Annotated in this window: 15 protein-coding genes and 1 pseudogene; 5 read left to right on the top strand and 11 right to left on the bottom strand. The window is 60.9% G+C overall.

Features of this window, described 5'->3' with window-relative positions:
• A partial coding sequence (locus tag FHT02_RS18915) for a GlxA family transcriptional regulator (RefSeq protein WP_184091372.1) occupies positions 1-468 on the top strand: 468 nt, incomplete at its 5' end.
• 60 nt (positions 469-528) lie between these two features.
• Here FHT02_RS18915 and FHT02_RS18910 read toward each other — a convergent pair.
• The 4 genes from FHT02_RS18910 to FHT02_RS18895 all read right to left on the bottom strand — a co-directional run bounded on the left by FHT02_RS18910 (position 529) and on the right by FHT02_RS18895 (position 4,756).
• Entirely contained in the window at positions 529-1,359 is an 831-nt protein-coding gene (locus FHT02_RS18910) for an alpha/beta fold hydrolase (protein ID WP_184091370.1), read from the bottom strand.
• Between the two features lie 475 nt (positions 1,360-1,834).
• Positions 1,835-2,644: an outer membrane protein gene (locus FHT02_RS18905; protein WP_184091368.1), complete on the bottom strand. Its 810-nt coding sequence runs from the start codon at positions 2,642-2,644 to the stop codon at positions 1,835-1,837.
• 98 nt (positions 2,645-2,742) lie between these two features.
• Entirely contained in the window at positions 2,743-3,747 is a 1,005-nt protein-coding gene (locus FHT02_RS18900) for a ferritin-like domain-containing protein (RefSeq protein WP_184091366.1), read from the bottom strand.
• A 22-nt stretch (positions 3,748-3,769) separates the two neighbouring features.
• On the bottom strand, positions 3,770-4,756 hold the full coding sequence (locus FHT02_RS18895) for a ferritin-like domain-containing protein (RefSeq protein WP_184091364.1): 987 nt from the start codon (positions 4,754-4,756) through the stop codon (positions 3,770-3,772).
• A 175-nt stretch (positions 4,757-4,931) separates the two neighbouring features.
• On the opposite strand from FHT02_RS18895, the gene FHT02_RS18890 reads away from it, so the two are divergent.
• Complete coding sequence (locus FHT02_RS18890) at positions 4,932-5,663, top strand: Crp/Fnr family transcriptional regulator (RefSeq protein ID WP_184091362.1); 732 nt, start codon at positions 4,932-4,934, stop codon at positions 5,661-5,663.
• Here FHT02_RS18890 and FHT02_RS18885 read toward each other — a convergent pair.
• The 3 genes from FHT02_RS18885 to FHT02_RS18875 all read right to left on the bottom strand — a co-directional run bounded on the left by FHT02_RS18885 (position 5,629) and on the right by FHT02_RS18875 (position 10,281).
• The gene (locus tag FHT02_RS18885) at positions 5,629-6,327 is read right to left on the bottom strand and encodes an anti-sigma factor (RefSeq protein WP_184091360.1); all 699 of its coding nucleotides are present in this window, start codon (positions 6,325-6,327) and stop codon (positions 5,629-5,631) included. The two genes, FHT02_RS18890 and FHT02_RS18885, sit on opposite strands and share 35 nt — an antisense overlap.
• Positions 6,320-6,880 (bottom strand): sigma-70 family RNA polymerase sigma factor, encoded by a 561-nt coding sequence (locus FHT02_RS18880; RefSeq protein WP_184091358.1) that lies wholly within the window; start codon positions 6,878-6,880, stop codon positions 6,320-6,322. Before FHT02_RS18880 ends, FHT02_RS18885 begins: the two co-directional genes overlap by 8 nt.
• A gap of 590 nt (positions 6,881-7,470) precedes the next feature.
• Positions 7,471-10,281 (bottom strand): PAS domain S-box protein, encoded by a 2,811-nt coding sequence (locus FHT02_RS18875; RefSeq protein ID WP_221239584.1) that lies wholly within the window; start codon positions 10,279-10,281, stop codon positions 7,471-7,473.
• Positions 10,282-10,702: 421 nt separating this feature from the next.
• Between FHT02_RS18875 and FHT02_RS18870 the strand changes: the two genes are divergently transcribed.
• Positions 10,703-11,008 (top strand): hypothetical protein, encoded by a 306-nt coding sequence (locus FHT02_RS18870; protein WP_184091357.1) that lies wholly within the window; start codon positions 10,703-10,705, stop codon positions 11,006-11,008.
• A 76-nt stretch (positions 11,009-11,084) separates the two neighbouring features.
• Here FHT02_RS18870 and FHT02_RS18865 read toward each other — a convergent pair whose 3' ends face one another.
• A complete protein-coding gene (locus FHT02_RS18865) occupies positions 11,085-12,821 on the bottom strand; it encodes a PAS domain-containing protein (protein ID WP_221239586.1) in 1,737 nt (578 codons plus the stop codon).
• Positions 12,822-12,922: 101 nt separating this feature from the next.
• Positions 12,923-13,795, bottom strand: a pseudogene (locus FHT02_RS21695) (PAS domain-containing protein); the annotation flags it as partial.
• Between the two features lie 373 nt (positions 13,796-14,168).
• On the opposite strand from FHT02_RS21695, the gene FHT02_RS18855 reads away from it, so the two are divergent.
• A complete protein-coding gene (locus FHT02_RS18855; protein ID WP_184091351.1) occupies positions 14,169-14,561 on the top strand; it encodes an acyl-CoA thioesterase in 393 nt (130 codons plus the stop codon).
• Between the two features lie 95 nt (positions 14,562-14,656).
• Here the strand turns inward: FHT02_RS18855 and FHT02_RS18850 are convergent, their stop codons facing one another.
• Positions 14,657-15,643, bottom strand: a complete 987-nt coding sequence (locus tag FHT02_RS18850; protein WP_184091349.1) for a manganese catalase family protein — start codon at positions 15,641-15,643, stop codon at positions 14,657-14,659.
• A 508-nt stretch (positions 15,644-16,151) separates the two neighbouring features.
• Between FHT02_RS18850 and FHT02_RS18845 the strand changes: the two genes are divergently transcribed.
• Entirely contained in the window at positions 16,152-16,352 is a 201-nt protein-coding gene (locus tag FHT02_RS18845; protein ID WP_184091347.1) for a hypothetical protein, read from the top strand.
• Between the two features lie 263 nt (positions 16,353-16,615).
• On the opposite strand, the gene FHT02_RS18840 is transcribed toward FHT02_RS18845, so the two are convergent.
• Entirely contained in the window at positions 16,616-17,788 is a 1,173-nt protein-coding gene (locus tag FHT02_RS18840; RefSeq protein WP_184091345.1) for a ferritin-like domain-containing protein, read from the bottom strand.
• Between the last annotated feature and the right edge of the window lie 94 nt (positions 17,789-17,882).

Here is a 17,882-nt window from a genome sequence, read left to right as displayed (position 1 = left end):
TGGACCGACCTCGGCCTCACGCTTGTCGGACGACTGCTCGGCCCAAGCGTGATGCTCGCAACTGCGCGCTTCTTCCTGGTTGATCCACCTGGTCGCGCGCAGCAACCCTATGGGCAGTTTGTCCTCAAGTTAGATCATGGAGACGCTACCATCCTTGCGGTCCAGCACTGGCTGCAGGCGACAGGAGCCAAGGATCATGGGGTGCCTATGCTTGCCGGCCGCGCGGGTATGGAGGAGCGAACTTTTCTACGCCGCTTCAAAAAGGCGACAGGACTCAGACCCACGGAATATGCGCAGCAGATACGGATAGCGAAGGCTCGCGAGGCACTCGAACTAACGCGGCGGCCGATCGAGCAGATCGCCTGGCAAGTTGGCTATGGTGACCCTTCGGCGTTCCGTAAGCTCTTCCAACGCGTCACGGGATTGGCGCCCACTGAGTATCGCCGCCGGTTCGGCGTGGCGGCGTAGGCGGAAGGCGCCTGCCGCGCAGTGCAGAAAGGGCGGGCCAGGGCCCGCCCTCGGTTGCAATTAGCTTCGAACGAAGGCGAGCAGATCAGCGTTGATGATGGCAGGGTGTGTCGCCGCCATTCCATGCGACAGGCCGTCATACGCCTTGAGCGATCCGTTCTTGAGCAACTCCACGGCGCGTGGAGCATGGTTCTCGAACGGAACCAACTGATCGTCAGTGCCGTGCATCACCAGGACCGGCACATCGATTGCCTTGAGGTCCTCAGTGAAGTCGGTCGCCGAGAAAGCGGTGATGCAGTCATACTGTGCCTTGGCGCCGCCCATCAGGCCCTGGCGCGACCAATTGTCGATCAGGCCTTGGCTTACCTGTGCTCCTTCCCGATTGTACCCGTAGAAGGGGCCGGATGCGATCTCGCGGTAAAAATCGGCACGATTGGCGATGAGCGAGGCGCGGAACCCATCGAAAAGCTCCGGCGGCAATCCCTGTGGGCTATTCTTGCCACGCATCATCATCGGAGGCACGGCACCCAGAAGCACTGCCTTGGCGACACGGCCTGGCGCAGATCGGGCAACATAGCGAACGACTTCGCCGCCGCCAGTCGAGTGGCCGATATGAACTGCGTCTCGAAGGTCGAGAGCCCCAGCAAGTTCGCTGACATCAGCGGCGTAGGTATCCATCTCGTTGCCCGTGTCAGTCTGGCTGGAGCGTCCATGCCCGCGGCGATCATGCGCGATGACGCGGTAGCCCTCACTCGCGAAGAACAGCATCTGGTTGTCCCAATCATCAGCGGACAAGGGCCAGCCATGGTGAAACACGATCGGCTGCGCTTCCTTGCTGCCCCAATCCTTGTAGAAAATGCTGGTGCCATCCTGGGTGGTGATCGTCGCCATGAGCTATCTCCTCTGCTTCCTCGGCAGGAACGCCGTTGCTGGAGATGCTCTAGAGGATCAGCTCTGAGCCTACGCTTGGCAGAAGTGACACAAAGCGCTGCATAACTGACAAGACCCGAGTGCGGTTAGAGTGGCACGCGCAGTGGCATTCTTGTTGGCGGACGCGAGGCTGCCGTTCGCAATTACCATGACCCTGCGTGTGTCGAAGAAGCAGCGATATGCGCGACGTTTGAAAGTGAGCACATTAGCGACAGAGCTACGGCGGAAGTTTCACCCATGCGCATTGGACTGACCCTAGCGATCCTCACCTACCGGTAATATGAGGCTCGGTCATTGGCGCGACGCACTCGTCGAGATCGGACCGAGCTTCTGCGGCGGCTGATCCGGCGTGTAGCCACGCGGATCAGCGACCTGCTAATTACATCCCATCCCCACGGACGTTAGATTCTTATCTAGATGCAAGCTGACACAGCGATTAGAACCTGAACGCGAGGGTCCCTCTGACAGCATGGAAGTCGAACCTAGGGTCACTGCGCCGAAATTCAGTCCCGGGTGCACCAAAGAGGATGAATGGATTGATCGGGTTTGCGATGCCTTGAACCACGCGGACGCGGTAATCGTCGTCCTTGTAGCGGGAATAAAGATATTCGACCCCCATCGAAACATTGGGGGTGAACTTGTGCTCAAGGCCGCCTCCACCGACTACGCCCCAGCTGCGAGATTTGCCATTGTCGAGGAAGGCGTTCTGAGTGTTCGTAGTTTCGAAGCTGTTGTCGATCCGCGCATAGGCTGGTCCGCCTGTCACGTAAGCGAGCGTCCGCTCCCCCAGAACCACACCGGCTCGAGCCCGCAGATTGGCTTCCCAATCGATCGTCCGCGTCATGGTATAGGATGCGGGTGTCGTGCTGAAGGCGGCGACGCTGTCACCGACCTCGCTGCGGCCAAACTCGCCCACAGCGCCCACGACAAATTTACCGAACTGCACGTCCCACCCTGCCCGCACATGATACTGGATCGTGTCGCGGTCGTCGCCACAGCCGGTGTTGCGGGAGCCGAAGGCACGACCGCCACAAAAGCCCGGCGAAAAGGCGTTGGTGCCAGCGGTTGTGGTCACCGTATCGTCGGTGCCGTCGAAGCCTCGATCGAATAGCATCGTCTCTTCGTCATCATCGCCGTTGAAGCTGTATCCGAACGAGCCGCCAACATAGGGGCCATTGAATTCCTGCGCGAGCGCGGGAGTCGCCAGCAGGAGGGCCCCCGCGGCCGTCAGAATGGAGCTACGCATGATGGTCTCCCTCTTCATCTTGTTCGTCCCTTTGTCTTTCATTTCAGCTAAATTGCACAGCGGCCCCGCTAGGTTGCGCAGGGCCGCTGTGGCGCCGATCAGCTGGCCGCTGTACTGAGACGGATCGTTCCGTTCACGCCGGCGGGGAAGAAACCACCGCGATCGGTAGCCATCTTGTTGAGATAGGCGATGTTCAGCACCTGTCCGGTCGTACGGCTAAACGCCACACCGCTGGAGTCGGTCGGTGCGATATTGCTCGCTGCGGTTTCGCCGGTGCCGGTGGGCTGTATTCCCTGGTCGATGTCGCTAGCGCCGTCGAGGCTGTCTCTGGCGTTGGAGATCGCTTCCGTCGCCTGGATCAGCGCTGGAGTCACGAGGCCCTTGCGGTCGAGCACAGTGCGAACCAAACCCGCATGATATGCTTCGGCAGCAAGGATCCCGGCTGCCGCTTCGAGGAAGGTCTTGTTGGTCAGGAGAGGAGACGCACCTTTGTAGGCCGTGACGCCAACATCTTCGAATATGAATGCGCCTAGAAGGAAGTTCTCGTCGTTCTCATAGGGATTGAACGATACGCCTGAACCAACCAGACCCGCAGCCCGGGCAGCGCTTGAGAAGGCGCCATTGGGGTCAGTGCCGATGTCGATCGCTGGTTGTGCCACAGCAGTCGCGCCAATCGCACCGCGCAGAAAGCGCACGTGCGCAACTTCGTCCGCCGCGATTTCGCGCGCGTACTGCGCAACGAGTGGATCCTTGAACGTAGCCTGACGGCCGCCGGTTACAGCGCCTTGGGCGCCAGATCCGGCGAGGAGGTTGGCTGGAAGGCCGCTACCGGTTGCCGCGTAGGAATAGAACTGCGCCTCGAGATACTCCAGGTTAAGCGCGAAGTTGAGGACATCGGCGTCGCTCAATGCCGGCGTGGGTGTGGGCGTGGGTGTGATGATCGGCGCGAACTCGCCGTCATCGCTGTCGCCGCAGGCGCTGAGGAGCGCGCTGCCAGTGACCGCTGCAGAAGCGGCGCTTGCTACTTTGATGAAGCGACGTCGCGCTGCGCGGCGTTGCTCGCTTGCCTCGAGAACCTCGAGGATCAGGTCGTTCTGGCTCATGACGATAAACTCCCTGTGAGGCTCAATTGGCTGCGCTCATGCGCAGGGCGCCAGTGACGCCGTTCGGGAAGAAGCCGCCGCCGGTGACGGCCGCACGGTTGAGGTAGACGATGTTGAGGACCTGACCTGCACTGCGGCTGTAGGCGAGGCCATTCTCGTCCAGAGGCGCGATGTTGCTCGCGATCGTCTGACCGGTTCCCGTGGGGCGAACGCCTTGATCTAGATCCGTGGCACCGTCGAGGCTGTCGCGGGCATTTGAGATTGCCTCGGTTGCTTCGACTAGCATCAACGAAGGCGTCGCCATGCCCTTTGCGTAAAGCGTCGTGCGGATCAGGCTCGCGTGGTACGCCTCCACCGCCAAGATGCCCGCTGCTGCTTCCAGAAAGACCTTGCTCGAGATGAGGGGTGAAGCCCCCTTGTATGCCGTCACGCCGACATCCTCGAAGATGAAGGCGGCGAGAAGGAAGTTCTCGTCGCTTGCGTAAGGATCGAACGCGGTCGCCGTGGGATTGGCCGAGCCGGGTCCGATCAGCCCCGCTGCGCGCGCTGCAGTGGAAAAGGCGCCATTCGGATCGGCGCTGATGTCGATCGCCGGCTGTGCCGCTACGGTTGCCCCGATGGCTTGGCGCAGGAAGGTGACGTGCGCGATCTCATCAGCGGCAATCTCGCGAGCATATCGCGCCACCAGCGGGTCGGTGAACGTCGCCTTCTTGCCGCCAGTGGCCGCGCCTGCGGTACCGGAACCGGCCAGCAGATTAGCGGCAAGGCCATTGCCGGTTGCCGCGTAGGAATAGAATTGCGCTTCGAGGTACTCTAAGTTCAGCGCGAAATTCAGAATGTCTCCATCGCTTGGGGCGGCCTGCGCCTCTGCCGGTGTGGCTTGGTTCACCAGCGCAAAGCCACCTGCGATCGCTGAGGCAGTGCCAAAGGCTTTGAAGAAATCACGCCGGGCATTTCGGCGCTCTGCGCGAGCCTCAAAAGCTTCGAGCACGTCAGTATTGGTTGTCATGGGACTGCCTCCCTGGATTGCAGTCCACCTGGAACAAGGCTGTGACGGGCCCGTTCCATTTACATAGGTAAACCGTACGCTGTCGTACGGAGTGCATCTTTCTACCAATTCCGAACGAATCTTATAACTCGTTTGTGAATGAGGTCAGGATGCAGTCGATCGATCGGCGCGGCAGATGAACTTGCTGCTGCAGTCACTAAGGCCGTTTGATCTCCGTCTGATCGCGCCCCATTTGCAACAAACTCGATTTGGCGCTGGAGAGGTCCTGCTTTCTCCCCGCATGAAGGTCGCAGGCGTCATTTTCCCGGAAACGTTCTTAGTCAGCTTCCGCGATCACCAGCGCGTGGAGGTGGGCCTCGTCGGTCGCGAGGGGATGCTTGGGTGGCCTCTACTACTAGGCAGCGATCACTCACCGCTTACTGGGATAGTAACCCTGGAGGGGGGGACAGCGCTTACGCTTAGCGCCGATCGGCTCTTCGAGGCATGTCGCGTCAGCCTGTCTCTGAACCAAGCGCTGTTGCGTTTCGTGGACAATTTCATGGCCCAAATGGCGTGCACAATTGGATCGAACGCGGCGCACCCGGTCGAACGGAGGGTGGCAAGATGGCTGCTGATGCTGCACGATAGGTCAGCGGAAAATTCTCTGGCACTCACCCACGACCATCTGGGCGACGCTCTTCACGTGCGCCGCGCAACCATCACGGATTGCCTGCATATTCTGGAGGGAGATGGGCTACTTCGCTGTAAGCGAGGTCACATTTTGATCGAAGATCGTGCGGGGCTCGAGCAAGCCGCGGGCGCTGCATACGGAACCGTGGAGGCGCAGTACGCAAGCGCCATCGGCCCGTTCGGCAAGACCAATCGGGTCAGCGCTAAAGCGTCGACAGCGGTGCGGATCCCAGAATAGCACCGCTCGGCGCTTGGTGTGGCGCGCCGTCGGACGGCTCCAGCGTCACTGCGATCGTCGATCCCTCACGCAAAAACGCGCGCAGACCTGGTCGAGCGGCGAATTCGCTGGTGCCCGTCCGGTTGATCAGCCCCAGCGACTGCGGCGTGCCGCCTGCTGGGATGACCCAGAGTTCGGGCACGCGCTGCCCTCCTGGCAGGGCAACCGCTCTGACCCGAAGAGTTCCGCTCGCCTGATCCAGTCGGACGACCAACAGCGCTTCGCCCGACTTGGTGAGTAGCTGCGCAACCGCAGCTTCCGTGACCGGCTGCGGCTGAGGCTGCGGAACAGTTTCAATGGCGAGTAAAATCGCCAAGGCCGCGGCAACCCCACTCGCCGCCACTGCCGCAATTCGCCAGGCCTTGAGCCTCCGAACGATCCCCGTCTGTGCGACTGGCTCGAGCATCGCTTCGAGCCTGGGCCAGATCTCGGGTGCTTCGACGGCGGGGATAGCGGCGAGCATGGGTGCAAACCTGTCCTGCCATTCCTGTACCGCCGCGCGGAAGCTCCTGTCGGTCAATGTAAGCCGCAGAGCGCGCACGCGATCTTCGCCTTCTACGACGCCGAGCGCCAATTCGGCTGCCAGGAAGTCGAACTCCTCGGAAGAGAGCGCCGCATCAGCCATTGTCGATGCACCTTCTCAATTGCGCCAACCCCCGGCGGACCCAGCTCTTCATCGTGGCAAGTGGCACGTCAACATGCGCCGCAAGCTCGGAATAGGTAAAGCCTTCAAAGAACGCGGAGCGGATCGACGTGCGCGGAGATTCCTCAAGAGCGTCCATGCAGCGGCGCAAGAGGCCGGCTCGGTCGTCTCCCCCGTAATCCCACTCGCCGGTCTGGGCCGTACCGTGCGCCGCTCCTCTCGCAGCGAGGAGCGCCTCCTCATATCGATGCGAGGACCGGCGCCAATCTATCGCCCGGTTCCGAGCGATCATGCAGAGCCACGTAATCGGACTGGCGCGGGCAGGATCGAACCGGCCCGCACCTTGCCACACGTGGATATAGACCTCTTGAAGTACATCCTCTGCCAACGCTTGCTCGCCAAGTATGTGGAGGCAGATCCCGTATAATTTCGCCGAGGTGAGTTCGTAGACTTCGCGCAGCGCCGCCCTGTCACCCTGAGCGACGCGTTCTAACGTCGAGACGAGGTGCCTCCTGGCGGGTTCAGCGGCCGTCATTCACAAGCACCCATTGATCGTTCGGGAGCGGTAACGCAGCGGAAGCGTTACGGATCCGGTTCGATAACGATGCACGTTTTGGTAAGCGGCACTTCAGCTGTTGCCCCGCGTCATTTAAAGCGCAGATTTGGGGGAGCAGCCAACTCATGACGATAAGACGCAGGGGTTCGTTCTGGGCACTTGGCTCACATTCGCACTTGAAACGGACATAGATCGTGACGGGCTGAAGAAGCGCGTGCGTTCGCATTGGCGCATAGCGTCGCCTCTCAGGAGGCAAGTGCAGCCACTTTTGACAAGCTGGATGCTGCGGGTGGCAAATTGCTCCGGGCGGGCGATGCGCCTGTCCATGGTGGCCTTCGCGGCACGTTGCAGACCTGACGAACATAGCTGGGGGATCGCGTGGAGCCCGGCTTGACCGATTAGCGACAACGACCAAGTAAGATTCAGCAGTTGATCGCACGGGCAGCAACCCACCCAACAACAGACATGCCGTTAGCGCAAAGCGGCGACATACGAGACGTCCGAAACTCAGGGCGTCAACGATGTGAGGGCCGACCAGAGGCACCAGCAGGCCGCTAATCTTCTCGCTCTTAAAGCTGAGCTAAACTCGCGGCGAGTTCATCCTTCCGGAAGGGCTTTGCCAGGCGCGATAGCCTGGGATCGACGCCCTCATTCTCCGCATAGCCCGATACTACCAACACCGGCAGTCCTGGCCTTAACGTTCGCGCCGCGAGCGCCAGATCGGTGCCGTTCATGCCAGGCATAAGATGATCCGTGACGAGCAGATCGAAGGATGTCTCCGCTTCTATCAGTAGCATCGCCTCCTCACCCGATGAGGCCTCAATGACTGTGTAACCGAGGTCGTGCAGCATGTCGCCGGTGCTCATCCGAACGAGTTCCTCGTCATCTACAAGCAGTGCAATCCCAACAATCGTGGGTATCGCTGCTTCGCTATCGAGTTGAGGCGAGTCTGGCGCTATGGCGCTCTGCGGCAGCCACAGTTCGACGTTGGTTCCGAGTTCCGGACGACTTTGGATGGTTAGGGCGCCTCCCAGCTGCGACGCGAGCCCATGCACCATCGACAAGCCTAGTCCAGTACCCTTGCCGATCCCTTTTGTGGAGAAGAAAGGCTCGACCGCGCGTGCAAGCGTCGCCTCGTCCATACCTATACCTGTGTCCGCTACGGACAGGCGGATGTAGTGCCCGGTTCGGAGTCTCGAGCGGTGACCCGGGCGAATGGACTCCCGGCTTGCAGAGATCCGCAACGTGCCACCATCCGACATGGCGTCTCGTGCATTCACCGCCAGATTGAGGAGTGCCATCTCGAGCTGATTGGGATCCGCTTTGGCAGGCGGCAGGTCGTCAGCCGTCTCGACTACGACTTTGATCTGAGGGCCCGTGGTGCTCGAGACAAGGTCACCCATGCCGGCGACGAGCTTGGATACGTCGACGGGCACGGGCTGCAAAGGCTGCCGTCGTGCAAAGGCAAGCAACCGCTGGACCAACGTCCTGGCTCGCTCTGCTGATTGCACTGCCCCCGCGATGAGGCGCTGCTCACGTTCGCCGCCCAGTCCCTTGCGCTGGAGCATGTCGAGGCTCCCCACGATCGGGGTCAGCAGATTATTGAAGTCATGTGCCACGCCACCCGTGAGCTGGCCCATCGCTTCCATCTTTTGACTTTGACGAAGGGCTTCCTGCGCCTCCTCGCGCTCAGCAACTGCAGTTGCGATCCGCGCTTCCAGCGTGGCGTTAAGATCGCGCAGAGCCTCCTCAGCTTCCTTTCGCGCCGTGATCTGCACCGCGGTCCCAGCAACACGCAGGCAGCGCCCCGCCGCGTCGAAAAGTCCGCGCCCCTTGGCAGCAACCCAGCGTACGACAGCGTCCTCTTTTCCAACCGTGCGATATTCTACGTCGTACAGCGCGCGTTGATCTGGGTCTGCCGCTGCCGCAAACGCTGCACTAGTCGCTTCGCGATCATCCGGATGCAGCCCCTCATAGAAGTCGTGCATAGTGACCGGCACGTCGGCCGAAATTCCGAACATCGCCTTCGTAGCTGGCGGCCATATCAATGTGTCGCTGACCAGGTCCACGTCCCAGAAGCCGACCTCGGCATTATCGACCGCTAAACGTAGCCGTTCCTCGCTCTCGCGCAGCCGAGCCTCGGCACCCACCCGCTCAACATGGGCCCAGCAGCGCTCGACAACTTCCTTGACTAGGGAGATTTCGTCGGCGGTCCAGAACCGCGCCTGATCCTGGTGCACCGCCATCATCGCGGTGAGACGCCCCTCCTTAACGAGTGGGCAGCAGATGATGGCATCAATGGCGATCGCCTGGAACATCTCCCGCCCCTCTCCAGGAGCAAGCTCGTCTGTGACATCACACACCACCAGTGCTCGCCCCGCGCGCAGGTCAGTTGCGGCACGCGGACCAAACAGGTCCAGACTGTAAGCTCCAACCGAGCTCTCTAGGCCAGGAGCATTGTAATCGCTGCGAATCCAGAAGCGATCGCCGTCGGCGGCGACGTCGGCATAGGCGCAACGCGACGCATTGAGTTTGCGACCGAGCATTTCGGCTGCACCAAGCATGGCATCGAAGGCGTCAGCAGAGCTGAAGAGGCGCTTCTCCAGTTCACCAAAGAAGCGCAGGCGCGCCTCGCTCGCCTTCAGTGCTTGCTCAGCCTTTTTTTGGTCGCCTATATCGACCGAGACTGCCAACGTTCCTTTGATCCTGCCGCCTTCTTCTCGCATAGCTGCAACACTGTTGCGTACCCAGACGGTCGATCCGTCAGGACGACGGTAGCGCTTCTCGATCTCGAAGGTCTCACCGTTAGCACTCGCAGCTTCAAACATGAGCATGTTGGCGCTTAGATCGTCAGGATGGGTGATGTCCTGCATTCTGATGTTCAGCAGGGCGTCTCGGGTGTAACCAGTGATTTGGCAGAAGCGGTCGTTAACTTCGGTGAAGCGGCCAAGAAGGTCGGTGTGCGCGAAGCCAGCCGCGGCTTGTTCAAAAAGAGCACGGTAGCGTGCGTCGCCTTGACGCAGCTGCGCGGCGGCGCGCACCGTCGCCGTGACTTCGGTTAGGGAGTGGAACACCCCTTCGATGCCCCCGAGGTCATCAGTGATTGGCAGGAAGTGACCAGTGAAGAAGCGCTCCTCAAGGTCCCCGCGCCCTGTGCGGAGTGGCACTGCAAAGTCATTCACCACTACCGTCTCACCGGCGAAAACGCGATCAAGGATCGGGCCGAGAAAATCGCCGTAGGCTTCGCTCCAATTTTCGGCGGCGGCTTCGCCTAAGGCCCGCGGGTGTCGCTCTGCCGCGATCAGAATATAAGGATCATTGTAGAGCTGAATACGATCAGCTCCCCACAGGATTGATGCTGGCTCTGGGGTGGCCAGCATTATACCGAGAGCCGCCCTCAAATTTGGCCGCCAAGCGTCCATTGGTCCGAGGGGAGTAGCAGCCCACCCGTGCGTGCGTATGCGCTTTGCCATCTCGCCGTCGGCAATGGAGATCGGGGCTCTACGTGGGTTGGTCTCGCTCATGCCACCTCAACGCACGAACGCGAGTCGCGCGGCAAGACTTTGGTGGCCGATTTTTTGGCCGCTGTGCCCTCCCCGGCTAAGTGGCCGGTGACGTATACCGTCAGCGCCAGGCCGATGTCGCATAAGTGGCGACATACGAGACATTCAAAAGTTAGCACATTCGCGACAGACGATAGGAACAGATCGAAATGTGCGGTGCGATAAGAGCAGTGGGACATCTGCGTCCAACCTTCGCCCTCGCACGTTCTCGCCTCAACGATTATCGATTGGAACAGCGATGACGACTTACCCTCTTAGTGAACCCGCTACAATCTACGCTGCCGGAGGTGACGACGGCGCAACGGCAGATGTGGTAGGGCAAGGAACGTTGACAGAGTGCGCGGATATCGTTGCCGATATGTCGTTGGACAAACAGAAGTCGACTTCCATCCAGATGGATAAGCTCGACCTGCGGTTTGAACCTCAGGAGGTCGCCGAGCTCTTAAGCTTCCTACGTGAGGAAGGCGTAGGTTTATCGAATAATGAGATCGCGGACATCAGGAGCCCTGAACGCCGATCTCCAAGGGAGGATCTGCCCTGTTGAAACGTCAAAGCCAAACTGGCGGATGTGACCTGCCGCCTCGAGCCGCTCTTCCCTTGCTCATAATAGATCCAGCTCATCATCCCTCGATTAGGTCGCGGATGCGGGTTGCAAGCACATCCATTGCAAAGGGCTTGGTCAAGACGTGCATTCCTGCAGCAAGGTGCCCGTGGCTTAGAACTGCGTTCTCAGCATATCCTGTGATGAATAGCACCTTCAGATCAGAGCGCACGGCCCGTGCTGCGTCCGCCACCTGTCGGCCGTTGAGACCGCCGGGAAGGCCCACGTCGGTCACGAGGAGGTCGATCCGCAGATCAGAGTTGATGACTTTCAGACCAGCTGGGCCGTCCGCCGCCTCGATCGCGATATAGCCGAGGTCAGTGAGCACTTCCGCGACCAGCATCCGGACGGTCGGCTCATCGTCAACAACGAGGACAGTCTCGCCAGCGTCCGCGCGTGGTGCAGCCTCGAGCTCGCTTTCATCCTCGGCAGCCTCGGCATCGCCTAGGTGTCGCGGGAGGTAAACGCAAACCATCGTTCCCTGACCCACCTCGGAGTAGATTGCCACTGAACCACCCGACTGCTTGGCGAAGCCATAGATCATGGAAAGGCCGAGCCCCGTACCCTCCCCGATTGGCTTGGTGGTGAAGAACGGGTCGAAGGCCTTGGCGATCACGTCGGGTGCCATGCCGGTGCCAGTGTCAGAAACGCACAATGAGATGTACTGACCGGGATCAAGGCCGCGCTGCTTTGCCATGCGCTCGTCCATCCAGCGATTGCATGTCTCAATCGTGATCGTCCCTCCGTCGGGCATCGCATCGCGCGCGTTGATGCAGAGGTTCAACACTGCGTTCTCAAGCTGACTCGGGTCGATGAGGCTCGGCCATAGCCCAGCGGCATGCACCGTTTCGAGCTGCACCGCCGGGCCAACGGTTCGTGCTATAAGATCCTCCACCCCGGAAACGAGTTGTTTCACGTCCGTTGGCTTGGGGGCGAGAGTTTGCCTGCGCGAGAAGGCAAGCAGTCGGTGAGTCAACGCCGCCGCGCGCTTGGCCGCGCCCTGTGCTGCGACAACGTAGCGATCGACCTCCCCTGTCCGCCCCTGAGCCAAGCGCATCTGGATCATCTCAAGACTGCCTGAGATGCCGGTCAGGAGGTTGTTGAAATCGTGAGCCAGACCACCGGTGAGTTGGCCGACGGCTTCCATCTTCTGTGCCTGACGAAGCGCGTCCTGTGCGGCCATGAGCTCTGCAGTCCGCTCCGCGACCCGTGTCTCCAAGGTATCGTTCAATTCACGTAGCGCGTTCTCCGAGCGCTTGCGCTCCGTCAGGTCCAACATTGCCCCGATCATCCTGACGGCCTTGCCCTGCGCGTCGCGGAACACGTGCCCGCGGTCGAACACATCAGCGTACTTGCCATCCTCGCGCCGAAACCGATACTCGGCTGCCCAGTGCTCGCCATCGCTTTCGATGACCGCGTGAATGGCCCTATCGACCGCTGAACGGTCCTCCGGATGAATGTTCTCGAGCCACCAAGTGCCGGTCGGCTCGATTTGCTGCTCGTCGTAACCGAACAGCACCCTTACCGCTTCATTCCATTGAACGTAGTCTGCGGTGAGGTCCCAGTCCCATATCGCGTCGTTTGTGGCCTTAGCGGCCAATCGGAAGCGCTGTTCGGCGTCACGGAGTGCCGCCTCGACAGCCCTGCGCTCTGTCTCGTCACGGGCAATCTTGATGAATCCGGCAATTGCACCTTGGGCGTCGTGGAGGGGGCGAACGGACCCGTTCGCGAAGAAGCGGCTCCGGTCGCGGCGCAGGTGCCAGCGCTCGTCATTCGCGCACCCTTTTGGCGCGCAGTTGCTAGTTCCTCTGCTGGTACGCCCGCTTCTCGATCTTCAGGCGTGAACAGAATGTCAGCCGACCTGCCCTGGATCTCCTCCGCCGACCAACCGAACACAGCCTCCGCCCCGGGGGTCCAGTCCAGTACCCTGTTCCTATCGTCGACCGTGAAGATGGAGTGGTCCTTCACACCCTCCACGATCCGCCGATTTCGCTCCTCGCTTTCGCGAAGCTCGGTTGCCGCACGGTGAGCATCGGTCGCATCGTGCCCTTCGACAAAGATGCCCGTCACAGTGCCGGTTTCGTCGACTACCGGCTCGTAGATGAAATCGAGGACTCTCTCGACCGGTTGTGATCCGGAGGGGTAAAGAAGGATCGGGACGTGGTCGGCGACGAAGCGCTCACCGCTTTGGTACACTCGGTCTAGCAGTTCGTAGAAGCCTTGGCCCGCCAACTCGGGAAAAGCCTCACGCACAGTTTTGCCGACGAACTCACGCTCTCCAAACAGGCGTCGGAATGTCGCGTTGGCGAATTCGAACACGTGCTCTGGGCCGCGAAGAATGGTGATGAATCCTGGAGCTTGCTCGAACAAGCGGCGCTGACGTTCGGTATCGGCGGCGCGGAGTCGCTCTGCGAGCACCTGTTCCGTGATTTCGGTGCATGCGCAAAACAGACCTTGCACTATACCATCCTTGCCCCTGGCCGGCGTGTAGGAGAAGGCAAAGTGCGTCTCCTCCACATAGCCGCGGCGGTTCATCATGAGGGTGATATCATCCATATGGACGGGCAGGCCTGCATATGCCTGCTCGACGATCGGGATCAGGTCAGCCTCGATCTCCGACCACACCTGCATGAAGGGACGACCAAGCGCATTGGAATGCTTGTTGGCCAATATCGTCGCATAGGCGTCGTTGTAGAGCAGCGTCTGCTCGACGCCCCAGGCGACGAACATTGGCTGGTTCGAACCTAGCACGACGCTGATCAGGGTCTTGAGCGGGGTCGGCCAGTCGGATGGTGAACCCAAAGCAGTTTGCGTCCAGTCGTAAGCGCGAATGGCTGCTCCCATTCCGCCGCCATTCACAAGGAAGCTAAGCATCTGAATCCTATCCGTTGTCGCTGTCGACGTATCAGCCCGGCCTCCCGCTCGCCAGCCCGCGTGTCTTTCAACCAAAGTGGAGTACGGCTCGTTGGAAGCCGGGCTCTTGCCGTTACCCGACCCGCATGATCACTGGGGTCTGCGGTCCAATCGCATCCGAGCATGAGCGTCGAAATGATCTGAATGCTTACTCATGCATTGTCCGACCGCGATGCACAGCGTGGCGAAAATGACCGAGATGCCGATCGAGCTTGTTGCGCAAGACCTGAACGCGATCGGCTACATCGAAACCGCTGCATATCTGAAATGGGTGCAAGCTGTCGTGATCAAGCATTGGGAGCGGTTCGCGTCCGAGGCGGCGCAGGCCTCGACGCTTTGGATTGCAGTCAAGCACGTCATTTCGCACCAAGCAGCAGGCCACGCCAGCGATGCTCTCGTAGCGCGCACTCAGATCAAGAAGCTTAAGGGAGTGCGCGCCCTGTTTGTCACGACAGTGAGCAACGGGGAAACGCGTCTCGTAGATATAGAGAGCACTTGGGTCTGCCTGGACAGCATAACGAAGCTTCCCAAGGCGTTGGACCCTGACGTTGTCCGCCTCTTTGTGGAGACTGGAGCGTCCTAAGCCCGGCCGTGTGCTCGAAGATTACGGAGCATTTGCGTGAAAAACGCATCTTAACAGGAGGCCGGCAGCTTCACTTGAAGCCACCGGCCCATGTCTCACTTCGTCTTGGACGCCTTCTTTGCGACCGTCTTTTTGGCCGTGGCGTCGGCCTCAACCGGTGCTTCCTCGATATCGGCAGCACCGCCCATGTCGCCGGTCTTGGTTCGACCGGCGCCTGGGCCTGCACCCAGATCGGCGCCTGTCGTCGGATCAAGGGTCGGATCTGACACCAGGCGGGCCGCCATCTGCTTGGCGACCTTTGCGTCCTTGCTCGAAAGCGTCACCATCGCGGTGCCGTCGCCGCCATCGATGGGCATGGTCTGGGTCAGATCGTCGATCCGCTCCCACTGATCGCCCGAGTTCCATGGCCCGGTCATGTCGCCCTCACCCTGCGACGCGTTCACATAGACGCTGGCGTACTTCTCCACGCCGGGCAGCTTGCCGGACGGGAAGTTGTTCTCGATCGAGTACAGCGCCTTCTCGAACGACTTCTGGTGCGCGACCTCGCGGGTCATCAGGAAGCCGAGCGCGTCCTTGATGCCGGCATCGTCGGTGATGTTGATCAGCCGCTCGTACACGATCTTCGCACGCGCTTCAGCGGCGATGTTAGAGCGGAGATCCACCGTTGGCTCGCCACGAGAGTCGACATAGGCTGCGGTCCAGGGAACACCAGCCGAGTCACACAGTGCCGGGCCACCACCAAACAGGATCGACTCCTTGGCGCTCGTGCCGGTCGCGCCGACCATTTGGTAAAGCTCGGCTTCGTTCATCTGCCCTTCGGAGAGCTGCGCCTTCACACCCTTATTGAGCATGGTGATGATCGAGCCGATCACCTCTAGATGGCTCAACTCCTCGGTGGCGATGTCAAGCAGGAGGTCCTTGCGGCCGGGGTCTTCCTCGGCGAGGCCTTGCGTGAAGTAGCGCATCGCAGCGGCCAGCTCGCCATCGGCGCCGCCGAACTGTTCCATCATCAGCGTCGCGAGACGCGGGTTCGGTTCAGAAACCCGGACAGTGTACTGAAGGCGCTTGTTGTGCATGAACATGGGGGTGCCGCTCCTCTGGTTAGGCTGCGCGGTGAACCGCTCAGTGCGCGTGCTGTTCCCAAGAGTCTCAATGAGTTGGCTACGTACCGCAGAGGCGCGATCGAGCAGCGTTGCTTGACAGGTACAGGCGTGAAGGCAAGGACCCGCCCAATCTAGATCCCGTAGCCAGCCAACACCGTACGATCTACCGGAACGCCGACCTGAAAGGGCGCCCACTGATCACCAGCGTCGGTGGCCGAAACCTGAGTGTCAGCCGCTCGCGTGCATTCCAAGCCGGTATGCCAACACGGCCTCATAGTCTTCAGCCATGTTCAACAACTGTTCTCTAGCGGGACCTGGGCCCACGGTAGCGCTCATGGCTCGGCATTGCTGGGCAAGCGTCATAAGCTCCTGCTGTCGTGCTAAATCTCGTCTCACGTAAACACCCCGTACGCGTGATATCAGGTCTCGATCGGGGAAGCCGATCTACAGCCTAGCGAGTTCTCCTGGCAGGAGTTATCAAAACGCGATGAACGACAAAAGCACCCTTGAGCGCGCACTAGAGCTCGCTCGACAGAGCAGCTGCCGAAACCTCGAAGAGATCCGCCGCACCCTTAAGACCGAAGGGTATCACGGAATTGAGCAGCATCTGGCCGGCTCCTCTATCAAGAAGCAGCTCAACGCGGCGATCGCCGACCGCTTTAGGGCGAACGAGGCAGCCGAGAGCTGATCAAAGATCGCTCTGCCGTTCCGCGTCCCTGATGGAATCCACGTATCTTTAGATGCTCTCGGGCCTACCCGCCGCTCCGGAGCGTCGGATTGCGCCGTCAACTGCATGCGGACGGCGCGTCGCCTGCGACTTCCATCCAGCCGCGACTGCCGCTCCGCTGTCGCAAAAGGCGCGCCATACGCGACGTTCGAAAGTCAGCATTTCTGCGACGAGGCTGAGAAGCCGGCTTGACCCTGTAGCTGCTACAGCCCGACATTCCGCCCCTAGAAGCAGGATAGCGTCGCGGCGGCGCGCGCGATCGCGGCTTTTGCATGATCGCCGATCAGGGCATTGGCTCCGACTAACGCCGACGACCGTTCATTAAGAAGCGCTCGTTCAATGGCACCGCCCAGCAGCGGTTCCACGCCGCGCAGCATTGTAAAGCTCATCCCCGCATGAACGTCGGCACTAGCCGCCGCTGCCGGCAATCGGGCCAGCCGGGTCGATGCGTCCCCCAATGCGTGCATCAGGTCGATTGCTGCGGACATGAGCGCCTTCTGCTCAGCCTCCCGTTCCCGCCCTTCACGTCCGAAGCTTTGAACGAGGCACCGTAGCAGCAGACCATAGGTAGCGCAGGCGAAGTCGAGCAGCCGTGCCGCGTCCGGGTGGCTTATGAACACCCGGCCTTCCGGCTCGGCGGGCTGGCGCAGGACCGGGCTGTCCGCAACGGGCCAAGCGGCCACGAAGGCCGGATCAGCCTGGGTCAGCCGGCTGTATTCGTCACGGATCGACACGAAGCTGTGGTAGTGGGAATCGTCGCGATCGACCGACGAGCCCTCGCCCTGCTCGACAACGACGTCGATGGCGAGGTTCGCATCGGCCAGGCTGGTGATAGGCTGCACGCCCTCGAGATCGATCACCTCAGGCCCGACCTGGCTTCCGGGGTCACCGAGGAACAGAGCGTCTTGCCCGATCTCTTGCTCGAGCGCCTCGAGGTTTACCCGGATCGCATCGTACAAGTGGCCGATGGTGGCATAGTCCTGCGCGCTGGGCATGAGACCCGGCGTGGCTTGTTCGCGCACATAATCTTCTTGCGCGAACGAAGCCCCGTCCTCGTCCTCCACCCCTTGCGGCCGTTCCAGAAAGATGAAGTGGTCGAGCGTCTCGGGGCTGAACCCAGTCAATCGCACGGAGACGCCTGAGGGAAAATAGCCGGGGGAGACAGGGAAGGCAGGTCGCCCGAAATGGGGGCGGCCGCCAACCGCAACCGTCAGGTTGGCCACGATGACGAGGTGCCCCATCTCCTCGACAGCGACGTCGATGATGGCCGCTCGCCACCGCTCAAGCGCTTCGCCGTGCTCCTCCGAGACACCAGGCTCCCCGCGGCGCCTGAGGCTGAACGCGGCATAAAGGTAGCTGCACATCAGCGTGTGCTCGACCTCGGCGGCTTCGGCCAACAGGTGCAGGAGTTGTTCGCGCGATCCGACGACGATCTCAGGTTCGTTGGCGGTAGAGTTCATGGCGTGTCACCTAACTGCGCCATACAGCGCT

The sequence above is a fragment of the Sphingomonas xinjiangensis genome, assembly GCF_014199255.1.
Taxonomy (GTDB): domain Bacteria; phylum Pseudomonadota; class Alphaproteobacteria; order Sphingomonadales; family Sphingomonadaceae; genus Sphingomonas; species Sphingomonas xinjiangensis.
Note: the sequence above shows the minus strand (reverse complement) of the source record. Positions and strands in the feature narration are given on the sequence as shown.

Coding starts and splice junctions, on each gene's coding strand:
- FHT02_RS18910 (WP_184091370.1), bottom strand. CDS start 1,359: ATGGCGACGATCACCACCCAGGATGGCACCAGCATTTTCTACAAGGAT.
- FHT02_RS18905 (WP_184091368.1), bottom strand. CDS start 2,644: ATGCGTAGCTCCATTCTGACGGCCGCGGGGGCCCTCCTGCTGGCGACT.
- FHT02_RS18900 (WP_184091366.1), bottom strand. CDS start 3,747: ATGAGCCAGAACGACCTGATCCTCGAGGTTCTCGAGGCAAGCGAGCAA.
- FHT02_RS18895 (WP_184091364.1), bottom strand. CDS start 4,756: ATGACAACCAATACTGACGTGCTCGAAGCTTTTGAGGCTCGCGCAGAG.
- FHT02_RS18890 (WP_184091362.1), top strand. CDS start 4,932: ATGAACTTGCTGCTGCAGTCACTAAGGCCGTTTGATCTCCGTCTGATC.
- FHT02_RS18885 (WP_184091360.1), bottom strand. CDS start 6,327: ATGGCTGATGCGGCGCTCTCTTCCGAGGAGTTCGACTTCCTGGCAGCC.
- FHT02_RS18880 (WP_184091358.1), bottom strand. CDS start 6,880: ATGACGGCCGCTGAACCCGCCAGGAGGCACCTCGTCTCGACGTTAGAA.
- FHT02_RS18875 (WP_221239584.1), bottom strand. CDS start 10,281: ATGCTGGCCACCCCAGAGCCAGCATCAATCCTGTGGGGAGCTGATCGT.
- FHT02_RS18870 (WP_184091357.1), top strand. CDS start 10,703: ATGACGACTTACCCTCTTAGTGAACCCGCTACAATCTACGCTGCCGGA.
- FHT02_RS18855 (WP_184091351.1), top strand. CDS start 14,169: ATGACCGAGATGCCGATCGAGCTTGTTGCGCAAGACCTGAACGCGATC.
- FHT02_RS18850 (WP_184091349.1), bottom strand. CDS start 15,643: ATGTTCATGCACAACAAGCGCCTTCAGTACACTGTCCGGGTTTCTGAA.
- FHT02_RS18845 (WP_184091347.1), top strand. CDS start 16,152: ATGAACGACAAAAGCACCCTTGAGCGCGCACTAGAGCTCGCTCGACAG.